Source organism: Rhizobium zaerense (genome assembly GCF_051810725.1).
GTDB classification, from domain to species: Bacteria; Pseudomonadota; Alphaproteobacteria; order Rhizobiales; family Rhizobiaceae; genus Rhizobium; species Rhizobium leguminosarum_I.
In genome coordinates this window covers 882,428-897,571 of record NZ_CM132690.1, presented here as the reverse complement: position 1 = coordinate 897,571, position 15,144 = coordinate 882,428, and the positions used below count along the sequence as shown (strand labels likewise).

17 protein-coding genes and 1 pseudogene are annotated in these 15,144 nt (G+C 62.3%); 6 read left to right on the top strand and 12 right to left on the bottom strand.

The features are described from left to right. Positions 1-2: 2 nt before the first annotated feature. Both ACS4RR_RS04355 and ACS4RR_RS04350 read right to left on the bottom strand, forming a co-directional pair. Entirely contained in the window at positions 3-926 is a 924-nt protein-coding gene (locus tag ACS4RR_RS04355) for a prephenate/arogenate dehydrogenase family protein (RefSeq protein WP_018482773.1), read from the bottom strand. Continuing rightward, positions 923-1,795, bottom strand: a pseudogene (locus ACS4RR_RS04350) (pyridoxal phosphate-dependent aminotransferase); the annotation flags it as partial. The gene ACS4RR_RS04355 and the pseudogene ACS4RR_RS04350, both read right to left, overlap by 4 nt. Here ACS4RR_RS04350 and ACS4RR_RS04345 point away from each other — a divergent pair. Further along, complete coding sequence (locus tag ACS4RR_RS04345) at positions 1,730-2,326, top strand: hydroxyacylglutathione hydrolase C-terminal domain-containing protein (protein ID WP_456190121.1); 597 nt, start codon at positions 1,730-1,732, stop codon at positions 2,324-2,326. The pseudogene ACS4RR_RS04350 and the gene ACS4RR_RS04345 sit on opposite strands and share 66 nt — an antisense overlap. Further along, positions 2,326-2,754 (top strand): cupin domain-containing protein, encoded by a 429-nt coding sequence (locus ACS4RR_RS04340; RefSeq protein WP_456189743.1) that lies wholly within the window; start codon positions 2,326-2,328, stop codon positions 2,752-2,754. The genes ACS4RR_RS04345 and ACS4RR_RS04340 overlap by 1 nt, the downstream gene beginning before the upstream one ends. Before the next feature lie 106 nt (positions 2,755-2,860). Here ACS4RR_RS04340 and yddG read toward each other — a convergent pair whose 3' ends face one another. After that, positions 2,861-3,751, bottom strand: coding sequence for an aromatic amino acid exporter YddG (gene yddG, locus ACS4RR_RS04335; protein WP_017966337.1), 891 nt, complete (start codon positions 3,749-3,751; stop codon positions 2,861-2,863). 30 nt (positions 3,752-3,781) lie between these two features. Continuing rightward, positions 3,782-4,564, bottom strand: a complete 783-nt coding sequence (locus ACS4RR_RS04330; RefSeq protein ID WP_162116804.1) for a DUF3108 domain-containing protein — start codon at positions 4,562-4,564, stop codon at positions 3,782-3,784. Between the two features lie 242 nt (positions 4,565-4,806). Between ACS4RR_RS04330 and rpmB the strand changes: the two genes are divergently transcribed. Both rpmB and ACS4RR_RS04320 read left to right on the top strand, forming a co-directional pair. Next, complete coding sequence (gene rpmB, locus ACS4RR_RS04325; RefSeq protein ID WP_003543341.1) at positions 4,807-5,103, top strand: 50S ribosomal protein L28; 297 nt, start codon at positions 4,807-4,809, stop codon at positions 5,101-5,103. Between the two features lie 112 nt (positions 5,104-5,215). Continuing rightward, the gene (locus ACS4RR_RS04320; protein ID WP_170257067.1) at positions 5,216-5,851 is read left to right on the top strand and encodes a VUT family protein; all 636 of its coding nucleotides are present in this window, start codon (positions 5,216-5,218) and stop codon (positions 5,849-5,851) included. Positions 5,852-5,857: 6 nt separating this feature from the next. On the opposite strand, the gene ACS4RR_RS04315 is transcribed toward ACS4RR_RS04320, so the two are convergent. The 5 genes from ACS4RR_RS04315 to ACS4RR_RS04295 all read right to left on the bottom strand — a co-directional run bounded on the left by ACS4RR_RS04315 (position 5,858) and on the right by ACS4RR_RS04295 (position 11,353). After that, the gene (locus ACS4RR_RS04315) at positions 5,858-6,424 is read right to left on the bottom strand and encodes an ATP-binding protein (RefSeq protein ID WP_222279657.1); all 567 of its coding nucleotides are present in this window, start codon (positions 6,422-6,424) and stop codon (positions 5,858-5,860) included. A 58-nt stretch (positions 6,425-6,482) separates the two neighbouring features. Then, complete coding sequence (locus tag ACS4RR_RS04310; protein ID WP_170257069.1) at positions 6,483-7,505, bottom strand: esterase-like activity of phytase family protein; 1,023 nt, start codon at positions 7,503-7,505, stop codon at positions 6,483-6,485. Between the two features lie 13 nt (positions 7,506-7,518). Continuing rightward, positions 7,519-9,420, bottom strand: coding sequence for a cobaltochelatase subunit CobT (gene cobT, locus ACS4RR_RS04305; protein ID WP_456189742.1), 1,902 nt, complete (start codon positions 9,418-9,420; stop codon positions 7,519-7,521). A gap of 12 nt (positions 9,421-9,432) precedes the next feature. Beyond that, the gene (cobS, locus tag ACS4RR_RS04300; protein WP_456189741.1) at positions 9,433-10,425 is read right to left on the bottom strand and encodes a cobaltochelatase subunit CobS; all 993 of its coding nucleotides are present in this window, start codon (positions 10,423-10,425) and stop codon (positions 9,433-9,435) included. Positions 10,426-10,735: 310 nt separating this feature from the next. Then, positions 10,736-11,353 (bottom strand): J domain-containing protein, encoded by a 618-nt coding sequence (locus ACS4RR_RS04295; RefSeq protein WP_017966330.1) that lies wholly within the window; start codon positions 11,351-11,353, stop codon positions 10,736-10,738. A gap of 102 nt (positions 11,354-11,455) precedes the next feature. Here ACS4RR_RS04295 and ACS4RR_RS04290 point away from each other — a divergent pair, with 102 nt between their 5' ends. Further along, positions 11,456-11,740: a BolA family protein gene (locus ACS4RR_RS04290; RefSeq protein ID WP_017966329.1), complete on the top strand. Its 285-nt coding sequence runs from the start codon at positions 11,456-11,458 to the stop codon at positions 11,738-11,740. A 48-nt stretch (positions 11,741-11,788) separates the two neighbouring features. Here ACS4RR_RS04290 and ACS4RR_RS04285 read toward each other — a convergent pair whose 3' ends face one another. The 3 genes from ACS4RR_RS04285 to ACS4RR_RS04275 are packed head-to-tail and all read right to left on the bottom strand — an operon-like array spanning position 11,789 to position 14,816. Further along, positions 11,789-13,099: an HlyC/CorC family transporter gene (locus ACS4RR_RS04285; RefSeq protein WP_222279663.1), complete on the bottom strand. Its 1,311-nt coding sequence runs from the start codon at positions 13,097-13,099 to the stop codon at positions 11,789-11,791. Continuing rightward, complete coding sequence (gene aroB, locus ACS4RR_RS04280; protein ID WP_407767584.1) at positions 13,099-14,229, bottom strand: 3-dehydroquinate synthase; 1,131 nt, start codon at positions 14,227-14,229, stop codon at positions 13,099-13,101. Before aroB ends, ACS4RR_RS04285 begins: the two co-directional genes overlap by 1 nt. Continuing rightward, entirely contained in the window at positions 14,226-14,816 is a 591-nt protein-coding gene (locus ACS4RR_RS04275) for a shikimate kinase (protein ID WP_162116810.1), read from the bottom strand. The genes aroB and ACS4RR_RS04275 overlap by 4 nt, the downstream gene beginning before the upstream one ends. A gap of 148 nt (positions 14,817-14,964) precedes the next feature. On the opposite strand from ACS4RR_RS04275, the gene ACS4RR_RS04270 reads away from it, so the two are divergent. Beyond that, positions 14,965-15,141, top strand: a complete 177-nt coding sequence (locus ACS4RR_RS04270) for a hypothetical protein (protein ID WP_017966325.1) — start codon at positions 14,965-14,967, stop codon at positions 15,139-15,141. Positions 15,142-15,144 lie beyond the last annotated feature (3 nt).

The window sequence follows — 15,144 nt, the reverse complement described above, 5'->3', positions numbered from 1 at the left end:
GGCTACTTCTTGTCCAGCGCGTGGCGGCCGAAATCCGGCGCGTCGACATCCTGGCCGGCCTGGACGATCGAACGGCGGATGGCGCGCGTGCGGGTGAAGAGTTCGAAGATCTTGTCGCCCTCGCCCCAGCGGATGGCGCGCTGCAGATAGGCGAGGTCCTCCGAGAAGCGCGCCAGCATTTCGAGGATCGCATCGCGGTTGTGCAGGCAGACATCACGCCACATGGTCGGGTCGGAGGCGGCGAGGCGGGTGAAATCGCGAAAGCCGGAGGCGGAATATTTGATGACCTCAGACTCCGTCACCGTCTCCAGATCGTCGGCCGTGCCGACGATATTGTAAGCGATGATATGCGGCAGGTGCGAGACGATGGCGAGCACCTTGTCGTGATGCTCGGCATCCATTTCGTCGACCTTCGAGCCGAGCGCCTCCCAGAAGCTGCGCAGCCGCTTCAGCGCTGTCTCATCGGTATCCGCGACCGGCGTGAAGATGCACCAGCGGCCTTCGAAGAGGCCGGGGAAGCCGGCATCCGGGCCGGATTTCTCGGTACCTGCCAGCGGATGGCCGGGGATGAAATGCACATTATCAGGCATATGCGGTAGCATCTGTGCGATGACAGAAGCCTTTGTCGAACCGACATCGGTGACAACAGCCCCGGGCTTCAGGCTTCCAGAAATCTCCTTCGCCACACTTTCCGAAGCGCCGACTGGCACCGAGACGATCACCAGATCGGCATCCTTGACGGCATCCTGCGAGGACGTCGTGTAGCGGTCGCCGAGGCCGAGCTCTTCTGCACGCTTCAGCGTATCGGGGCTGCGCGTGGCGACGACGATCTCCCTTGCAAGACCAAGCCGTCTGATGTCGTAGGCAAGCGAAGAGCCGATCAGGCCGATGCCGATCAGCGCAATCCGATCGAACTGCACGCTCATGCCTGATGTCCCATGAATTCGGTGAGCGCGGCAATCACGCCGCGGTTGGCCTCTTCGGGGCCGATGCTCATGCGCAGCGCATTGGCGAAACCATAGCCGCGCACGGCGCGCAGGATGTAGCCGCGGCCCGTCAGGAAATCGTCGGCATCCGCGGCGCGCTTGCAGTCGATCTCCGGGAAATGAATGAGGACGAAATTGGCGACGGACGGCGTCACTTTCAGCCCGATCGCCTCGAGCGCCTGGGTGAGCGTCTCGACCCACAGCTGGTTGAAGGAAACCGCCTGCTGGATGAAGGCCTGGTCGCGGATGGCCGCGGCACCGGCGGCGATTGCCGGCGCGTTCAAGTTGAATGGTGCGCGCACCCGGTTCAGCGCGTCGACGATCTCGGCCGGCGCATACATCCAGCCGACGCGCAACGCCGCAAGACCATAGGCCTTCGAGAAGGTGCGGGTCATCACCACGTTGGCATTGGAGGATACGACCTCGATGCCGGCTTCATAATCGTTGCGGCGCACATATTCGGCATAGGCGGCATCGAGCACGAGGACGACATGTTTCGGCAGTCCGGCCTGCAGGCGGCGGATCTCGCTAACGGAAACATAGGTGCCTGTGGGGTTGCCGGGATTGGCGATGAAGACGATCTTCGTCCTCTCCGTCACCGCGGCAAGAATGGCATCGACGTCGACGGTATAGTCCTTCTCCTTGACGACGACAGGCGTAGCACCCGCACCCAGGATCTGGATCTTGTAGACGAGGAAGCCGTGCTCGGTGATGATGCCCTCATCGCCGGCGCCGAGATAGACATGGCAGAGCAGGCCGAGCAGCTCGTCGGAACCGTTGCCGCAGAGGATGTTTGCCGCCCCCCCCCCCCCCCCCCCCCCCCCCCCCCCCCCCCCCCCCCCCCCCCCCCCCCCCCCCCCCCCCCCCCCCCCCCCCCCCCCCCCCCCCCCCCCCCCCCCCCCCCCCCCCCCGCCCCCCCCCCCCGGGGAATTGTATTATTTGTCGACGATAAGCTGCTGTTTGCCGCCGACACGCTGTTTGCGCTCGGCTGCGGCCGGCTGTTCGAACGCCCTGCCGCCGATATGTGGCATTCCCTGCAGAAACTCGCCGTGCTGCCCGATGAAACCGCCGTTTATTTCGGCCATGAATACACATTGTCCAATGCCCGTTTCGCACTAACCGTCGATCCGCACAATGAGCGTCTCAAGAATCGCGCCGCCGAGATCGAAGCCTTGCGCGCCGACGGCAAATTCACCATCCCGACGACATTGGGGCTGGAAAAGGAAACCAACCCGTTCCTGCGCGCCGCCGATCCGGCGATCCGCCGCAATCTGCTGATGGAAGGCAAGACGAACGAGGAAGTCTTTGCCGAGATCCGCAAGCGCAAGGACCATTTCTGATGTCGCCCGAGGACATCATCCGCGAACTCGGCATGCAGCCGCATCCTGAAGGTGGTTGGTACGTGCAGACATTCCGCGATACGCCGGGCGGAGAACGCGGCCATTCGACGGCGATCTATTATCTGCTGACCAGGGGACAGCGTTCGCATTGGCATCGCGTTCATGACGCGGCGGAGGTCTGGCATTATTACGCCGGCGCGCCGCTCTCGCTGCACCGCTCGGAAGACGGAACGGCAAGCGAGACCCTGACGCTTGGAACGAATCTTCCTGCCGGCGAGCGGCCGCAGGCAATCATTCCCGCCAATTGGTGGCAATCGGCCGAAACCCTCGGCGATTTCACCCTGGTCGGCTGCACCGTCTCGCCGGGCTTCGAATTTTCCAGCTTCGAGATGGCGCCGCCCGATTGGAAGCCCGGCGCTAGAGCATGATGCCGAAAAGTGTGAGCGGTTTTCGGGTAACATCATGCTCCAACTATCTAATTTAGAGCAGGATGATTTTAGGCCTGGTCGGCCTAAAATCATCCTGTTCTAAGACCTACTCCGCCGCAGCAGGCTGCGCCCGGCTCTTGCGGCGCAACATCTCCTGGGCGGCGAGCACCGCCCCGCCGGTGACGAGCAGACAGGCAAGGGCGATGCGCCAGTTCGGCTCGGCATATCCGAACAGCACCAGAATCAGTGTCGACAGCAGTGGTGCTGCGTAACTGGCCGCGCCGAGGATCTGGATATCGCCGTTCTTGACGCCGTAATCCCAGGCGTAGAAGGCAGCCCCGACCGGAAAGAGCCCGAGCCCGGCGACGGCGACCCACTCGAAACCCGTTGCCGGCCAGACGGTCGTCTCCAGTCCGAGATGGCAGAAGAACGACAGGATGGAGGTCGCAAGGCAGAAGCCGGTGACGACATCCGTGGAGACGGCGTCGAAGCGCCGCGTCAGCAGCGAATAGCCGGACCATGTGAAGGCGCAGAGAACGGCAGCCCCGTAACCGATGGCATAGGCGCCGTCGAAATCAATGCCGTTGCGGCTAACGATCAGGAAGGTGCCGCAAAGTCCGGCAAGCGCACCCGCCACATGATACCAGCGCAGCCGTTCGCCCGGCAGCAGCGCCGAACCGACGACGATCAGCAGCGGCCAGAGATAGGCAATCAGCCCCGCCTCCACCGCCGGCGCGTTCCGGAGCGCGGTGAAGTAGAGGAAATGATAGCCGAACAGCCCCGCAATGCCTGTTATCCAAACCTTGGCCGGCTGCTTCAGCAGCGCTAGCCGCGAAGGATTGAGGATAAGCACCACAAGGCCGGGAATGCTACCGATCGCAAAGCAGATGGCCGAAAGCTGGAATGGCGGCATCTTGCCGGAGGCGGCTGTGAACAACGCCAGAAACGACCACATCAGAATGGCCGTAAAACCGATCAACGTCGCGCGAAGCTTCACCTGTCCCCCTTCACGGAGGCAGAAGCCCCGTCAGCTGTTGCTGCCGTATTTGACGGCAGTGATCGTCACCATTCCATATTCTGTTGGAATGCGCACATAGACAGGAGCGTATACATTTGCCGCGTCCGACTTGGCAAACCAGATTTCCATCCGGTTGCTCTTGCTGAGATAGTCGATGTCCTTGCGGCCCTTCTTGTAGCCCGAGCGCGGCACGAAGCGCACGCTGCAGACGGTTGCCTTGCCCTTGAAGCCATTGGTGGAAAAATCCTCATCGCCCTTCGGCGACAGCACCAGATCCATGCGCGTCTCGCCGTCGAAGATCGGCAGCGTCTGCGAGCAGACCTTGGTATCGCCGGTGAAGACCAGGCCGGAGATCGGGTCGAGCACCGAGCGCATGTCGCGCGGTGTGACGTCGATCCAGTTCTTCGGACGCTTCGGCGCCGGTGTCGTCGTCGCCGAGATGATATTGCCGTTGCGGTAGCTGACCTCGTAGACGCGGGCCTTCTTCTTGCCGCTCTTGTAGTAGAGCGAATATTTCTGCGCCTGCAGTCTGTCATTGCGCACGACACCGGTGACGCTGGTCTTTGCCGAAATCGTCGTGACGAGATCGGCAAGACCGGCGGAATTGATGTCGCCGGCGATCTTGTAACTGTGATCGTCCTCGATCTGCGTCAGGAACGCTGCGCGCGCGATCGGCAGGCCGGCGAGCGCCACCCGGTATTCCGTCCGATGCTGGATTTCGGCCGCCGATGCCGGTATGGCAAGGAGCGCGGCAATGGCCGAAATGAAAATCCGTCTGCCCGAATGAGCCATGAATCAAGCCTTGTCTTGCCGCGCGCCGGCAGGCTCTTGTTAAGCGCTCTATACTCCTGCCGCGAAGGGAAGAAAACAGCAGCTTTTTGACAGAATTGCGGGAAAGGCCAAGGTTTGGCTTGACGCGAGCAGCCTGTCTGACTATAGAACCGCAACTTTCCAATCATGCCCGTTGGATTGCGCGCCTGGCTTTGCCGGGAATGGCAATTCGATGGCCCGAGAAAAACAAGAATAGGTGTTCCATGTCCCGCGTGTGCGAATTGACCGGCAAGGCCGTCCTGACTGGTAACAATGTCAGCCATGCCAACAACAAGACCAAGCGCCGGTTCCTGCCGAACCTGTGCCAGGTCACGCTGATTTCCGACGCTCTCAACCAGCGTTACCGTCTTCGCGTTTCGGCTGCCGCTCTTCGCACCGTCGAGCATCGTGGCGGCCTCGATGCCTTCCTGCTGAAGGCCAGCGAAAACGAACTGTCGATGCGCGCCCGTCTGCTGCGCCGTCAGATCGCCAAGAAGACCGCCGAAGCCGCTGCTGCGTAAGCTTCTGCCCTTCTTTCATACGGCTTCAAAAGGCTTGAACGGATAAAACCGGACAAGCCTTTTGCTTTGCCGGTCCGTCTCTCCAACTGGTGGCATCACCCAGGATAAAAAAATGCTGAAGACCCGCTCTACCATTGCCTATGTAGCGCTGATGACGCTCGTCGTCGTCGCCTCCAACTTTCTCGTCCAGTTTCCGCTGAACGCCGAAGTCGCCGGCATCAACCTCGCCGACATCCTGACCTGGGGCGCCTTCTCCTATCCGATCGCCTTCCTGATCACCGATCTGACCAATCGTCAGTTCGGCCCGCAGGCAGCCCGCAAGGTCGTCTTTGCCGGCTTCGTCGTCGGCGTGACGCTCTCCTTCTTCACCTCGGTGCCGCGCATCGCCATAGCCTCCGGCTCGGCCTATCTCGCCGGCCAGCTGCTCGATATCGCCGTCTTCAACCGCCTTCGCCGTCAGGCCTGGTGGCGCGCCCCACTGGTCGGCTCGCTGATCGGCTCGGCGCTCGATACGGTGATGTTCTTTTCGCTTTCCTTCGCCGCGTTTTTCGTCCTCCTCGGCCCCAACGATCCCTTTGCGCTCGAAGCAGCCCCCGTCCTCGGCGTCTTCGCCACGGAGGCTCCGCGCTGGATTTCCTGGGCGATCGGCGATTTCGCCGTGAAGATGATCGTCGGCCTCGTTATGCTGCTGCCCTATGGCGCGTTGATGAACGTGCTGCGGCCGATGCAGGCCGCTCGCGCCAGCTAATTGAAGTTACCGACGCCGCCGGATCGCACCGGCGGCGATGGCCGGGTGCAGCAGCACCTCTGCCGCCAGATCGTCGATACCTAGCGATGAATCGAGCCGCAGCACCGGCACTGTCTGCGTTTCCAGCCATTGCTCATGTGCCGCAAGGCTGCGGCGTTCGGGGCCGGCCGTATCGTAGCTCGCCGCCCATTCCAGAAACTCCCCGCTCTTGACGGCCATGTCGCCGCCGGGCCTGATTCTGTTTCCGTATCGGGCAATCTCCCGCGTGAGGATGCGCGTCATTCTAAGCTCCGGATCGATCCTGAGGAACACGATCAGATCGTAGAACGGCTCAATCGGCCCTCCCCATTTCAGCGCCGATCCGGAAAGAACCCAGCCTTCATGCCGCGCCACCTCATCGAGCAGCAGCCTGATGCGGTCGTCGGCATCCCTCGGCGTCGTGAACGGCGGATCGGTCGGCAGCCAGAAGAAATCGTCGGTGTCGAGATGGGCAATATCGAGCTTCTGGGCGAGCACAAGGCCGAGCGATGTGGTGCCGGAACCGGACGCGCCCATGACGTGAATATGCACCATGATTTCCTCCGCAGGCCAGCCACCGATGCCGCGGGCGGGATAGCCGCGACCTATGACATCAGTTTGACGCTTTGTGTTCGGCCTGTTCGGAAAGCCGGAACTCCAGCATCAGATTGCGCTGCAGGATCGAATGATTGTCGTCCGACACCAGGATGATATGGGTGGTGCCGTCTGCGGCCTGAAAGGCATCGAGCCCTTCCATATTGTCGATCTGCGAGTTGAAATTGCCTTCCAGCAGCAATTCGCCGTCAACAATGGCGCCGGGCCTGATATCGGCACCCTTGATGCGCCGAAGACGCATGCCGATGCCTTCGGCCATGTTGAAGCGGCGCTCCAGCAGCAGCAGGTCGCCGTTCGGCAGGAAAGCACCATCGGTGATGTCGAAGCTGCCGTCCCGCTCGACCGAGAAACGCCCTTTCAGCGGCCCGCTGAGAATGGCCGCCAACCGGTTGCCGTCGCTGTCGAGACCGCGTTCGGTGACGATGACCACACCGCCCCGCAGCGGGCTGGATGCCGGCGCCACGGCGATAGTCTCGATGCCGCGGTTGTCGTTCAGCATCTTCCGCGGGATAATAATCGGCAGAGTGGCGATCGCTCCCGAGCCGGTAAAGCCAGGATCGGGATAGATATCGACGCGATGATCCTGCTCGAAGGAGACCAGAATCCGGTCGCCGTCGAGTGCCAGGCCCTCGGCATCCATATGTCCCTTGCCCTCGAAGCTGCGCCCGGCGCTGTTCTTCATCGGCGTGATCTCGACATCCGAGAGACCCGAAAGCCTACCCTTGACGTCACGCTCGATGCCGCCGGTCAGCCACTGGCCGGTATCGAGCGCAACGACGAAATGTTTCTGGTCCTGCCGGAAACGGATGGAGGAGAGCGAGCCGAACAGCGCTCTGCTGGAGACCATCTCCAGCCCACCGAGAAATTCCAGCGAGCCGAATGTCGTCTCCGAAGAGCCGATCCTGAAATCGGAGATTTGCCGGCTAATTACCGGCACGTCGTCGCCGGCCCATGACGAGGAAGCGCCGGCTGCGAGGCAAAGAGCGATCGACGCCGCACGGCAGAGGCGCTTGACCGTCATTCTTCCAGCGGCGTCAGCCGGCACGGCGTATCCGGCCGCCGCGCGGCTGGACAGATTGGTCCTCGAACAGCGAGGCAAGTTGCTCGGTCATCGCACCGGCAAGCTCGTCCGCATCGACGATCGTCACGGCGCGGCGATAGTAGCGCGTCACGTCGTGACCGATGCCGATCGCCAGCAATTCCACAGGCGAACGCGTCTCGATCTGCTCGATGACGGCGCGCAGGTGCCGCTCCAGATAATTGCCCGGATTGACCGACAGCGTCGAATCGTCGACCGGCGCGCCGTCCGAGATCATCATCAGGATGCGGCGCTGCTCGCGGCGTGCAAGCAGACGATTATGCGCCCAGATCAGCGCCTCGCCGTCGATATTTTCCTTGAGCAGGCCCTCGCGCATCATCAGCCCGAGATTGGCGCGCGCGCGCCGCCACGGCGCGTCGGCCGACTTATAGATGATATGGCGCAAGTCGTTGAGGCGGCCCGGCGTTTGCGGCTTGCCGCCGGCAAGCCAGTTTTCACGCGCCTGCCCGCCCTTCCAGGCCTTCGTCGTAAAGCCGAGGATCTCGACCTTGACGCCGCAGCGCTCCAGCGTGCGCGCGAGAATGTCGGCGCAGGTGGCGGCCACCGTGATCGGCCGGCCGCGCATCGAGCCGGAATTGTCGATGAGCAGGGTGACGACGGTGTCGCGGAACTGGGTGTCGCGCTCCATCTTGAAGGAGAGCGCCTGCATCGGATCGATGATGATGCGCTGCAGCCGGGCCGGATCGAGATAGCCCTCTTCCAAATCGAAATCCCAGGAGCGGTTCTGCTGCGCCATCAAGCGGCGCTGCAGCCGGTTGGCGAGGCGGCCGACGGCACCTTGCAGATGCGCCAGCTGCTTGTCGAGGAAGGCGCGCAGGCGCTCCAGCTCGGCGGCGTCGCAAAGTTCCTCGGCGGTGATGATCTCGTCGAACTCTTCGGTAAAGACGTGATAGTCGACCTTCTCGTTGAAATCGGCGAAGGGCGTGTTTGGACGGCGGGTCTCGCCCGGCGTTTCCGAATCGTCCTCGCCTTCTTCCATCATGTCGTCGTCGGAGATTTCGGCACCTTCGGTCTCGCCGTCCTCCATCTGCTCGTCGGCGACCTCGCTGTCCTCGACAGGAGCGGCATCCGTGCCGGCATCCTCGTCGACCTCGTCCTGATCCTGCTCGTCGCCGCTCGACTGGTCTTCCTGCTCCGACTGGTCGTCATTGTCGGCATCGCTGCCGTCGTCGCCGTATTCCTCGGCCATTTCCATGGCCGACAGCATGTTGCGGATGACCTTGGCGAAGGCCTGCTGGTCGTTGATCGCGCTCGACAGATTATCGAGTTCGGGCCCTGCCTTGTCCTCGATGAAGCCCCGCCAGAGGTCGAGCACCTTGCCGGCGGTTTCAGGCGGGCGCTGGCCGGTCAGCTTCTCGCGCACCATCATCGCAACGGCTTCGCCGACCGGTGCGTCTTCCTGGCGCTCAATGCCGGTGAAATTCGCCTTGGAATATTTCTCTTCCGTCATGGAGCGCAAGTTCGACGCCATGCCCTCCATGCGCAGCGCGCCGATCGATTCGACGCGCGCCTGCTCGACCACATCGAAGATCGCCCGGGCATCCGAGCCCTGCGGCGCCATCGTTGTGTGCACTTTCTCGTCATGGCAGGCAAGGCGCAACGCCATCGAATCGCCGAGCCCGCGGGTGACCGCCAGCTCATGCGCCGTCGGCCGCTTGGAAAGTTCCGGCAGCCGGATGCGCTCACCGGTCATCCCCGGCCGTTCATTGGCGAAGGTCACCTCGACATCGCCGTCGCCGGCGATCGAGCGCACGCAGCCGGTTATCGCCCGGCGCAGTGGCTCGACGTCGACAGGCGCGCCGGGTTTTGCTTTCGAATTGTCACCACGAGCTGCCATGATCGGTCGGTCTCAAGCTCCGAGAACGATATTGGCGGCACTTTCCTTCAGCTCGACGCCGAAGGCGCGCTGATAGTGCTCGGCGACCAGCGGACGCTCCAGCTCGTCGCACTTGTTGAGGAAGGTGACGCGGAAGGCGAAGGCCAGATCGCCGAAAATGTCGGCGTTTTCGGCCCAGGTGATGACGGTGCGTGGGCTCATGACTGTGGACAGATCACCGTTCATGAAGGCGGCGCGCGTCAGGTCGGCGACACGAACCATCTTCGAAACGGTCTCACGGCCGCCCTTGTCCTTGCCGAAGCTCTTCACCTTGGCGGCGACGATATTCACTTCGTGATCATGCGGCAGGTAGTTCAGCGTCGTGACGATCGACCAGCGGTCCATCTGCGCCTGGTTGATCTGCTGCGTGCCGTGATAGAGGCCGGTCGTGTCGCCGAGGCCGATCGTATTGGCGGTCGCAAACAGCCGGAAGGCCGGGTGCGGCCGGATGACGCGGCTCTGATCGAGCAGTGTCAAGCGGCCGGAGGATTCGAGCACGCGCTGGATGACGAACATCACATCGGGACGGCCGGCATCATATTCGTCGAAGACGAGCGCGACATTGTGCTGATAGGCCCAGGGCAGGATGCCGTCCTTGAATTCGGTGACCTGCAGCCCGTCCTTGACGACGATCGCATCCTTGCCGACGAGATCGATACGGCTGACATGGCTGTCGAGGTTGATGCGCACGCAAGGCCAGTTGAGCCGCGCCGCCACCTGCTCGATATGCGAAGACTTGCCCGTGCCGTGATAGCCGGAGATCATCACGCGGCGGTTATGGGCGAAGCCTGCGAGAATGGCGAGCGTCGTGTCGGGGTCGAAAAGGTAGTCGGTATCGAGGTCCGGCACATAGGCGTCGCCCTTGCTGTAGGCGGGAACGCGGATGTCGGAATCGATACCGAAGACCTCTCGGACCGAAACGGTGGTATCGGGCAGTTCTGATATATCCAGGTCGATCTTGCTCATCATGTCTCCAAGGCGGGTGCTGCCACCCGGCCATACTGTCTCAGGCCATGTCGCAACCCAGACGCCGCGTTTTTTATTCCGCGCCCGTCCGGGTCGGAACGTCGGCGATGCTTCTCCGGGACTGAAACGAAACCTCGGCGGGAAAATGACCGCGTGCGAGCATTCTTGAAAGAGTCCCAGACAAGAAACGCCGCGTCCGGAAGGTCGGCGGAGGCGATGTCGGGAAAACGCACAAATATGAGCCGCGTTTGCCTGCGGCCTCAGCCGATTTGGACCATACCCGATTGAAGCCCAAGAGCAAGGACGGGAATTAACAAAAACCGTTCTGCTTCAACAATTGATAGGCCTGGATGACCGCGCGGAAACGCTCCTCCGAGCCACGGTCGCCGCCATTCGCATCCGGATGGTGCTTCTTCACCAGTTCCTTGTAGCGGCTCTTGATCTCCGCCGATGTCGCATTGGCGTCGAGGGCCATCGTTTCGAAGGCCTTGGTCTCCAGCGATTTTAGCTTGCGCGCCTGGGGGAAACGCGGTCCGCTGCCCTTGCCGCCTTCCTTGACGAAGCCGAAGGGATCGCGAACGCGGGTATAGGCACCGGAGCGGATCTCCGAATGCAGCGGACTGTCCTTCGCCGCCTTGTTGACGCCGACCGTCCATGTCGGCCGGTGGCCGGTGATCGCCTCTTTCTGGTATCGCGCGATCTCGCCGTCCGAAAGACCGGAGAAATAATTGTAGCCCTTGTTGTATTCCTTGACGTGCTCGAAGCAGAACAAGAAGAACTGGCCTTCGGCATTGCGGCCGACCGGAGCGCGATGCGCCCCCTTCTTGTCGCACCCGTCCCATTGACAGGTAGGCGGTGCCTGCTCTGTCTCCGGCTCGCGTTTGCGGCGTGTTCGGATGCGATCGAAATATTTGGAATCAAGTCTCATGACGGCGCTAATTATGGGGCTGTCGCGAAGCGACAACAAGAATTGACAAACGGGAATGTTGCAGGCTTGGTAGGAACCCTTTTCGCGAACCAGCAAGACCGGATGATGACCCTGCGAACCCGCATCGAAGAAAAACTTATCAAAGCCTTCGCGCCCGAACGCCTGAGCGTCATCGACGAAAGCCATCTGCATGCCGGCCACCAGCCTGATATCACGGGCACCGGCGAAACCCATATGCGGGTGAGGATCGTTTCCGGAAAATTCGCCGGCATGTCGCGGCTGGCGCGCCACCGGGCAATCACCGACCTGTTGAAACCGGAGCTCGATGCCGGCCTGCATGCGCTGGCCGTCGAACCGGCTGCACCTGATGAACCGACCCGCTGGTAGCGGCACGCAAGCCCATATAGGCGTTGGCCGTCCAAGATCCAAGCGGAATCAGCCTGGCTTCGCGCCGTCTTCTCCAGCCGGGCGGATGCGCAGCTTGGTGATGCGGTTCTTTTCCCGCTTCATGACGACGAAACGCTTGCCGTAGAAGGTGAAGGCTTGACGCTCTTCCGGGATGGTCATCGATTCGTGGATGACGAGGCCGGCGATCGTCGTCGCCTCCTCGTCGGGCAGATTCCAGTCGAGCGCCCGGTTCAGGTCGCGGATCGGCACGCCGCCATCGACGACGACGGAACCGTCAGCCTCCTGACGCACGCCCTGTATCTCGATATCGTGCTCGTCGGAAATATCGCCGACGATTTCCTCGAGAATATCCTCCAGCGTGACGATGCCCTGCACCTCGCCATATTCGTCGACGACGACGGCGAAATGCTGCTTGCGCCGCAGGAAGGCGTTGAGCTGGTCCTCGAGGTTGGTGCTGTCGGGCACGAACCACGGCTTCTGCGCGATCTTCACGATATCGAGGTTCTGCGGCTCCATGTTCGGCTCGGCAAGCGCCCGCAGCAGGTCCTTGGCATGGACGACGCCGATGATGTTGTCGATCGTGCCGCGCCACAACGGCATGCGCGTATAGGGGCTTTCGAGGATGACGCGCACCACCGCTTCCGGCGGATCGTCGGCGTTGATCGCCCGCATTGCGGTGCGATGGACCATGATGTCCGAGAGTTCCAGCTCGCTGAGATCGAGCACGCCGCCGAGACGGTCGCGGTCGGCCTTGACCACCGATCCCTCGCGGTGGAGCAGATCGACGGCGCCGCGCAGCTCTTCATGCGCCGTCAGCATCGATATCTCGCGTGAGAGATTGATGCCGAACAGCGAAAGAATCTGCCGCACGATCGCATTGACGAAGGAGGAAACCGGGCCGACGACGGCAACGAACAGCCTGGCCGGCAGCGCGATAGCGAGTGCGAAACGCTCGGGCGCTGAAATCGCCCAGCTCTTCGGCAGCACTTCGGCGAAGATGACCAGGATGACGGTCATCGCGAGCGTCGCCAGTGCCACCCCGGAACTGCCGAACAGTCCGAGGAAGAGGCTGGTGGCGATCGAGGAGGACAGGATATTGGCGAGATTGTTGCCGATGAGCAGCGCACCGATCAACCGATCGCGCCGTTCGATCAACTGCCGAACGAGGCCGGCGCGGTCGTCGCCGTTGGCCTCAAGCGTATGGATACGGCTGCGCGAAACGGCGGTCAGCGCCGTCTCCGAGCCGGAAAAGAAGGCGGACATCAGCACCAGCGCCGTAATCGAAAGGATCTCCGGCCAGTATGTCGCGAGAAATGCCAGAGTGCCTTCGACCGTCATCAGGCGTGTTTTTCCCGGAGAAAGCTGATCACTTCGGACGCCGGAACGTCGTCGGCGACGAAGGACTGGCCGATGCCGCGCGTCAGGATGAAGGTGAGCTTGCCGCCCTTGACCTTCTTGTCCTGGGCGATCGCGTCCATCAGCGTTTCGGCCGGCGGCAGGTCGCCCGGAATGTCGGAGATGCGGGTCGGCAGGCCGACCTCCTTCAGATGCCGCTCGACGCGGCGCGCATCGTCAGGGCTTGCAAGGTTCATCCGTGCGGAGAATTCGTGCGCCAGCACCATGCCGATCGAAACGCCCTCGCCATGCACGAGGCGGGAACTGTCATAAGCAGTCGCCGCTTCCAGCGCGTGGCCGAAGGTATGCCCGAGATTGAGCAGCGCCCGCGGACCATTCTCGCGCTCGTCGGCAACGACGACGTCGGCCTTCGCCTGGCAGCTCGCGGCAATCGCCTCGATGCGCGCGGAACCGCCTGTAAAAACCGCCTTCCAGTTCGCTTCCAGCCAGGCAAAGAAATCCGGCTTGTCGATCAGCCCGTATTTCGCGACCTCGGCGTAGCCTGCGCGGAATTCGCGCGCGCTCAGCGAATTCAGCACATCCGTATCGGCCAGAACCAGGTCCGGCTGGTGGAACACGCCGATCAGGTTCTTGCCGTGGCGGGAATTGATCCCGGTCTTGCCGCCGACGGAGGAATCGACCTGCGACAAAAGCGAGGTCGGCACCTGGACGAAACGCACGCCGCGGCGGATGATCCCGGCCGCAAATCCGGAAAGATCGCCGATGACGCCGCCACCGAGCGCGATGACGTAATCGTTGCGCTCGACGCGGGCTTCGAGCACCTTGTCGCAGACCGTGATCAGATGCTCGAAGCTCTTGGTCTTCTCGCCGGCCGGCAGGACGACCTCAGCCGAGGCGATCCCCGCTTCCTCCAGACTTGCGACAAGGGCTTTGAGATAGAGTGGTGCGACATTTTCGTCGGTGATAACAGCCGCCTTGCGGCCCTTGAGCCGGGAGGCGATCTCGGCGCCGGCCCGCGCAATCAGCCCCGGCCCGATCAGTATGTCGTAGGCGCGCTCGCCGAGCGGCACATGCACCGTTCGGATGGCGGAGGCGGAGGTTATCGCATTCATGACGCTGCACTTTCCTTCTGAGCTTCGATCAAGGCCTTCAACACCTCGTCGGCCATGATTTCCTTGCGCACATCGCGCGAAAGCACGGTCAGATCGGCCTGCGCATAGATCGGATAACGCGCATTCATCAGGCCCTCGAGCGTCTGCTTCGGGTTTTCGGTCTTGAGCAGCGGCCGCGTGTCGCGCTTGGCGACCCGGTCCCAGAGCACGTCGAGATCGGCCTTCAACCAGACGGAAAGGCCGCCCTTCTTGATATGTCTGCGCGTCCGGTCGTTGATGAAGGCGCCACCTCCGGTGGAGACGACCCGCGGCCCGCTCTTCAGCAACCGCTTCATCACCCGCGCTTCCAGCGCCCGGAATTCCTGCTCGCCATAGGCGGCGAAAAGCTCGGCGATCGTCATGCGCGAAACCCGCTCGATCTCGAGATCGCTGTCGATGAAGGGAATGGCGAGCTGGTTGGCGACGATGCGCCCGACGGAGGATTTTCCGGCGCCCATCAGGCCGACAAGGATCAGATTGCGTGAACCGAGCGCGGCGCGAGCTCTGTCTTTCAAGCTGTCAGCAACGGTCAGCAGTTGTTCACTCATCGGTCCATTCACACTTTGTTTGCAAACGGTATCGACAAATGCAGGTGGAGCGTCAAGTCGCGGACAAGGGAATCATGGCGTGAATACCGCTTCTTGCACTTGCAGATAGGCTTCTTATAACAGAAGCAGAGCATGAAGGAGTTGCTGAATGCCGACCCTGTTCCGTTTCCTGTTCGTCTGCGCGATCCTCGCCGGGACGGTCTACGGAGCGATGCTGGCGCTTGTGACCTTCGTCGAGCCCGAGCCGCGCGACGTGACGATCCGCATTCCGTCCGAGCGGGTCAATCCGCCCGCAACGGGCGCGATCAACACGACCAGGAAGTGACCG

Bases quoted from the DNA above. Each gene is read 5' to 3' on its own strand.
- ACS4RR_RS04310 (WP_170257069.1), bottom strand. From the start codon at position 7,505: ATGACGGTCAAGCGCCTCTGCCGTGCGGCGTCGATCGCTCTTTGCCTC.
- ACS4RR_RS04295 (WP_017966330.1), bottom strand. From the start codon at position 11,353: ATGAGACTTGATTCCAAATATTTCGATCGCATCCGAACACGCCGCAAA.
- ACS4RR_RS04330 (WP_162116804.1), bottom strand. From the start codon at position 4,564: ATGGCTCATTCGGGCAGACGGATTTTCATTTCGGCCATTGCCGCGCTC.
- ACS4RR_RS04320 (WP_170257067.1), top strand. From the start codon at position 5,216: ATGCTGAAGACCCGCTCTACCATTGCCTATGTAGCGCTGATGACGCTC.
- ACS4RR_RS04345 (WP_456190121.1), top strand. From the start codon at position 1,730: ATGGCAGAGCAGGCCGAGCAGCTCGTCGGAACCGTTGCCGCAGAGGAT.
- rpmB (WP_003543341.1), top strand. From the start codon at position 4,807: ATGTCCCGCGTGTGCGAATTGACCGGCAAGGCCGTCCTGACTGGTAAC.
- ACS4RR_RS04290 (WP_017966329.1), top strand. From the start codon at position 11,456: ATGATGACCCTGCGAACCCGCATCGAAGAAAAACTTATCAAAGCCTTC.
- ACS4RR_RS04275 (WP_162116810.1), bottom strand. From the start codon at position 14,816: ATGAGTGAACAACTGCTGACCGTTGCTGACAGCTTGAAAGACAGAGCT.
- aroB (WP_407767584.1), bottom strand. From the start codon at position 14,229: ATGAATGCGATAACCTCCGCCTCCGCCATCCGAACGGTGCATGTGCCG.
- ACS4RR_RS04340 (WP_456189743.1), top strand. From the start codon at position 2,326: ATGTCGCCCGAGGACATCATCCGCGAACTCGGCATGCAGCCGCATCCT.
- cobT (WP_456189742.1), bottom strand. From the start codon at position 9,420: ATGGCAGCTCGTGGTGACAATTCGAAAGCAAAACCCGGCGCGCCTGTC.
- ACS4RR_RS04355 (WP_018482773.1), bottom strand. From the start codon at position 926: ATGAGCGTGCAGTTCGATCGGATTGCGCTGATCGGCATCGGCCTGATC.
- cobS (WP_456189741.1), bottom strand. From the start codon at position 10,425: ATGAGCAAGATCGACCTGGATATATCAGAACTGCCCGATACCACCGTT.
- ACS4RR_RS04270 (WP_017966325.1), top strand. From the start codon at position 14,965: ATGCCGACCCTGTTCCGTTTCCTGTTCGTCTGCGCGATCCTCGCCGGG.
- ACS4RR_RS04315 (WP_222279657.1), bottom strand. From the start codon at position 6,424: ATGGTGCATATTCACGTCATGGGCGCGTCCGGTTCCGGCACCACATCG.
- ACS4RR_RS04285 (WP_222279663.1), bottom strand. From the start codon at position 13,099: ATGACGGTCGAAGGCACTCTGGCATTTCTCGCGACATACTGGCCGGAG.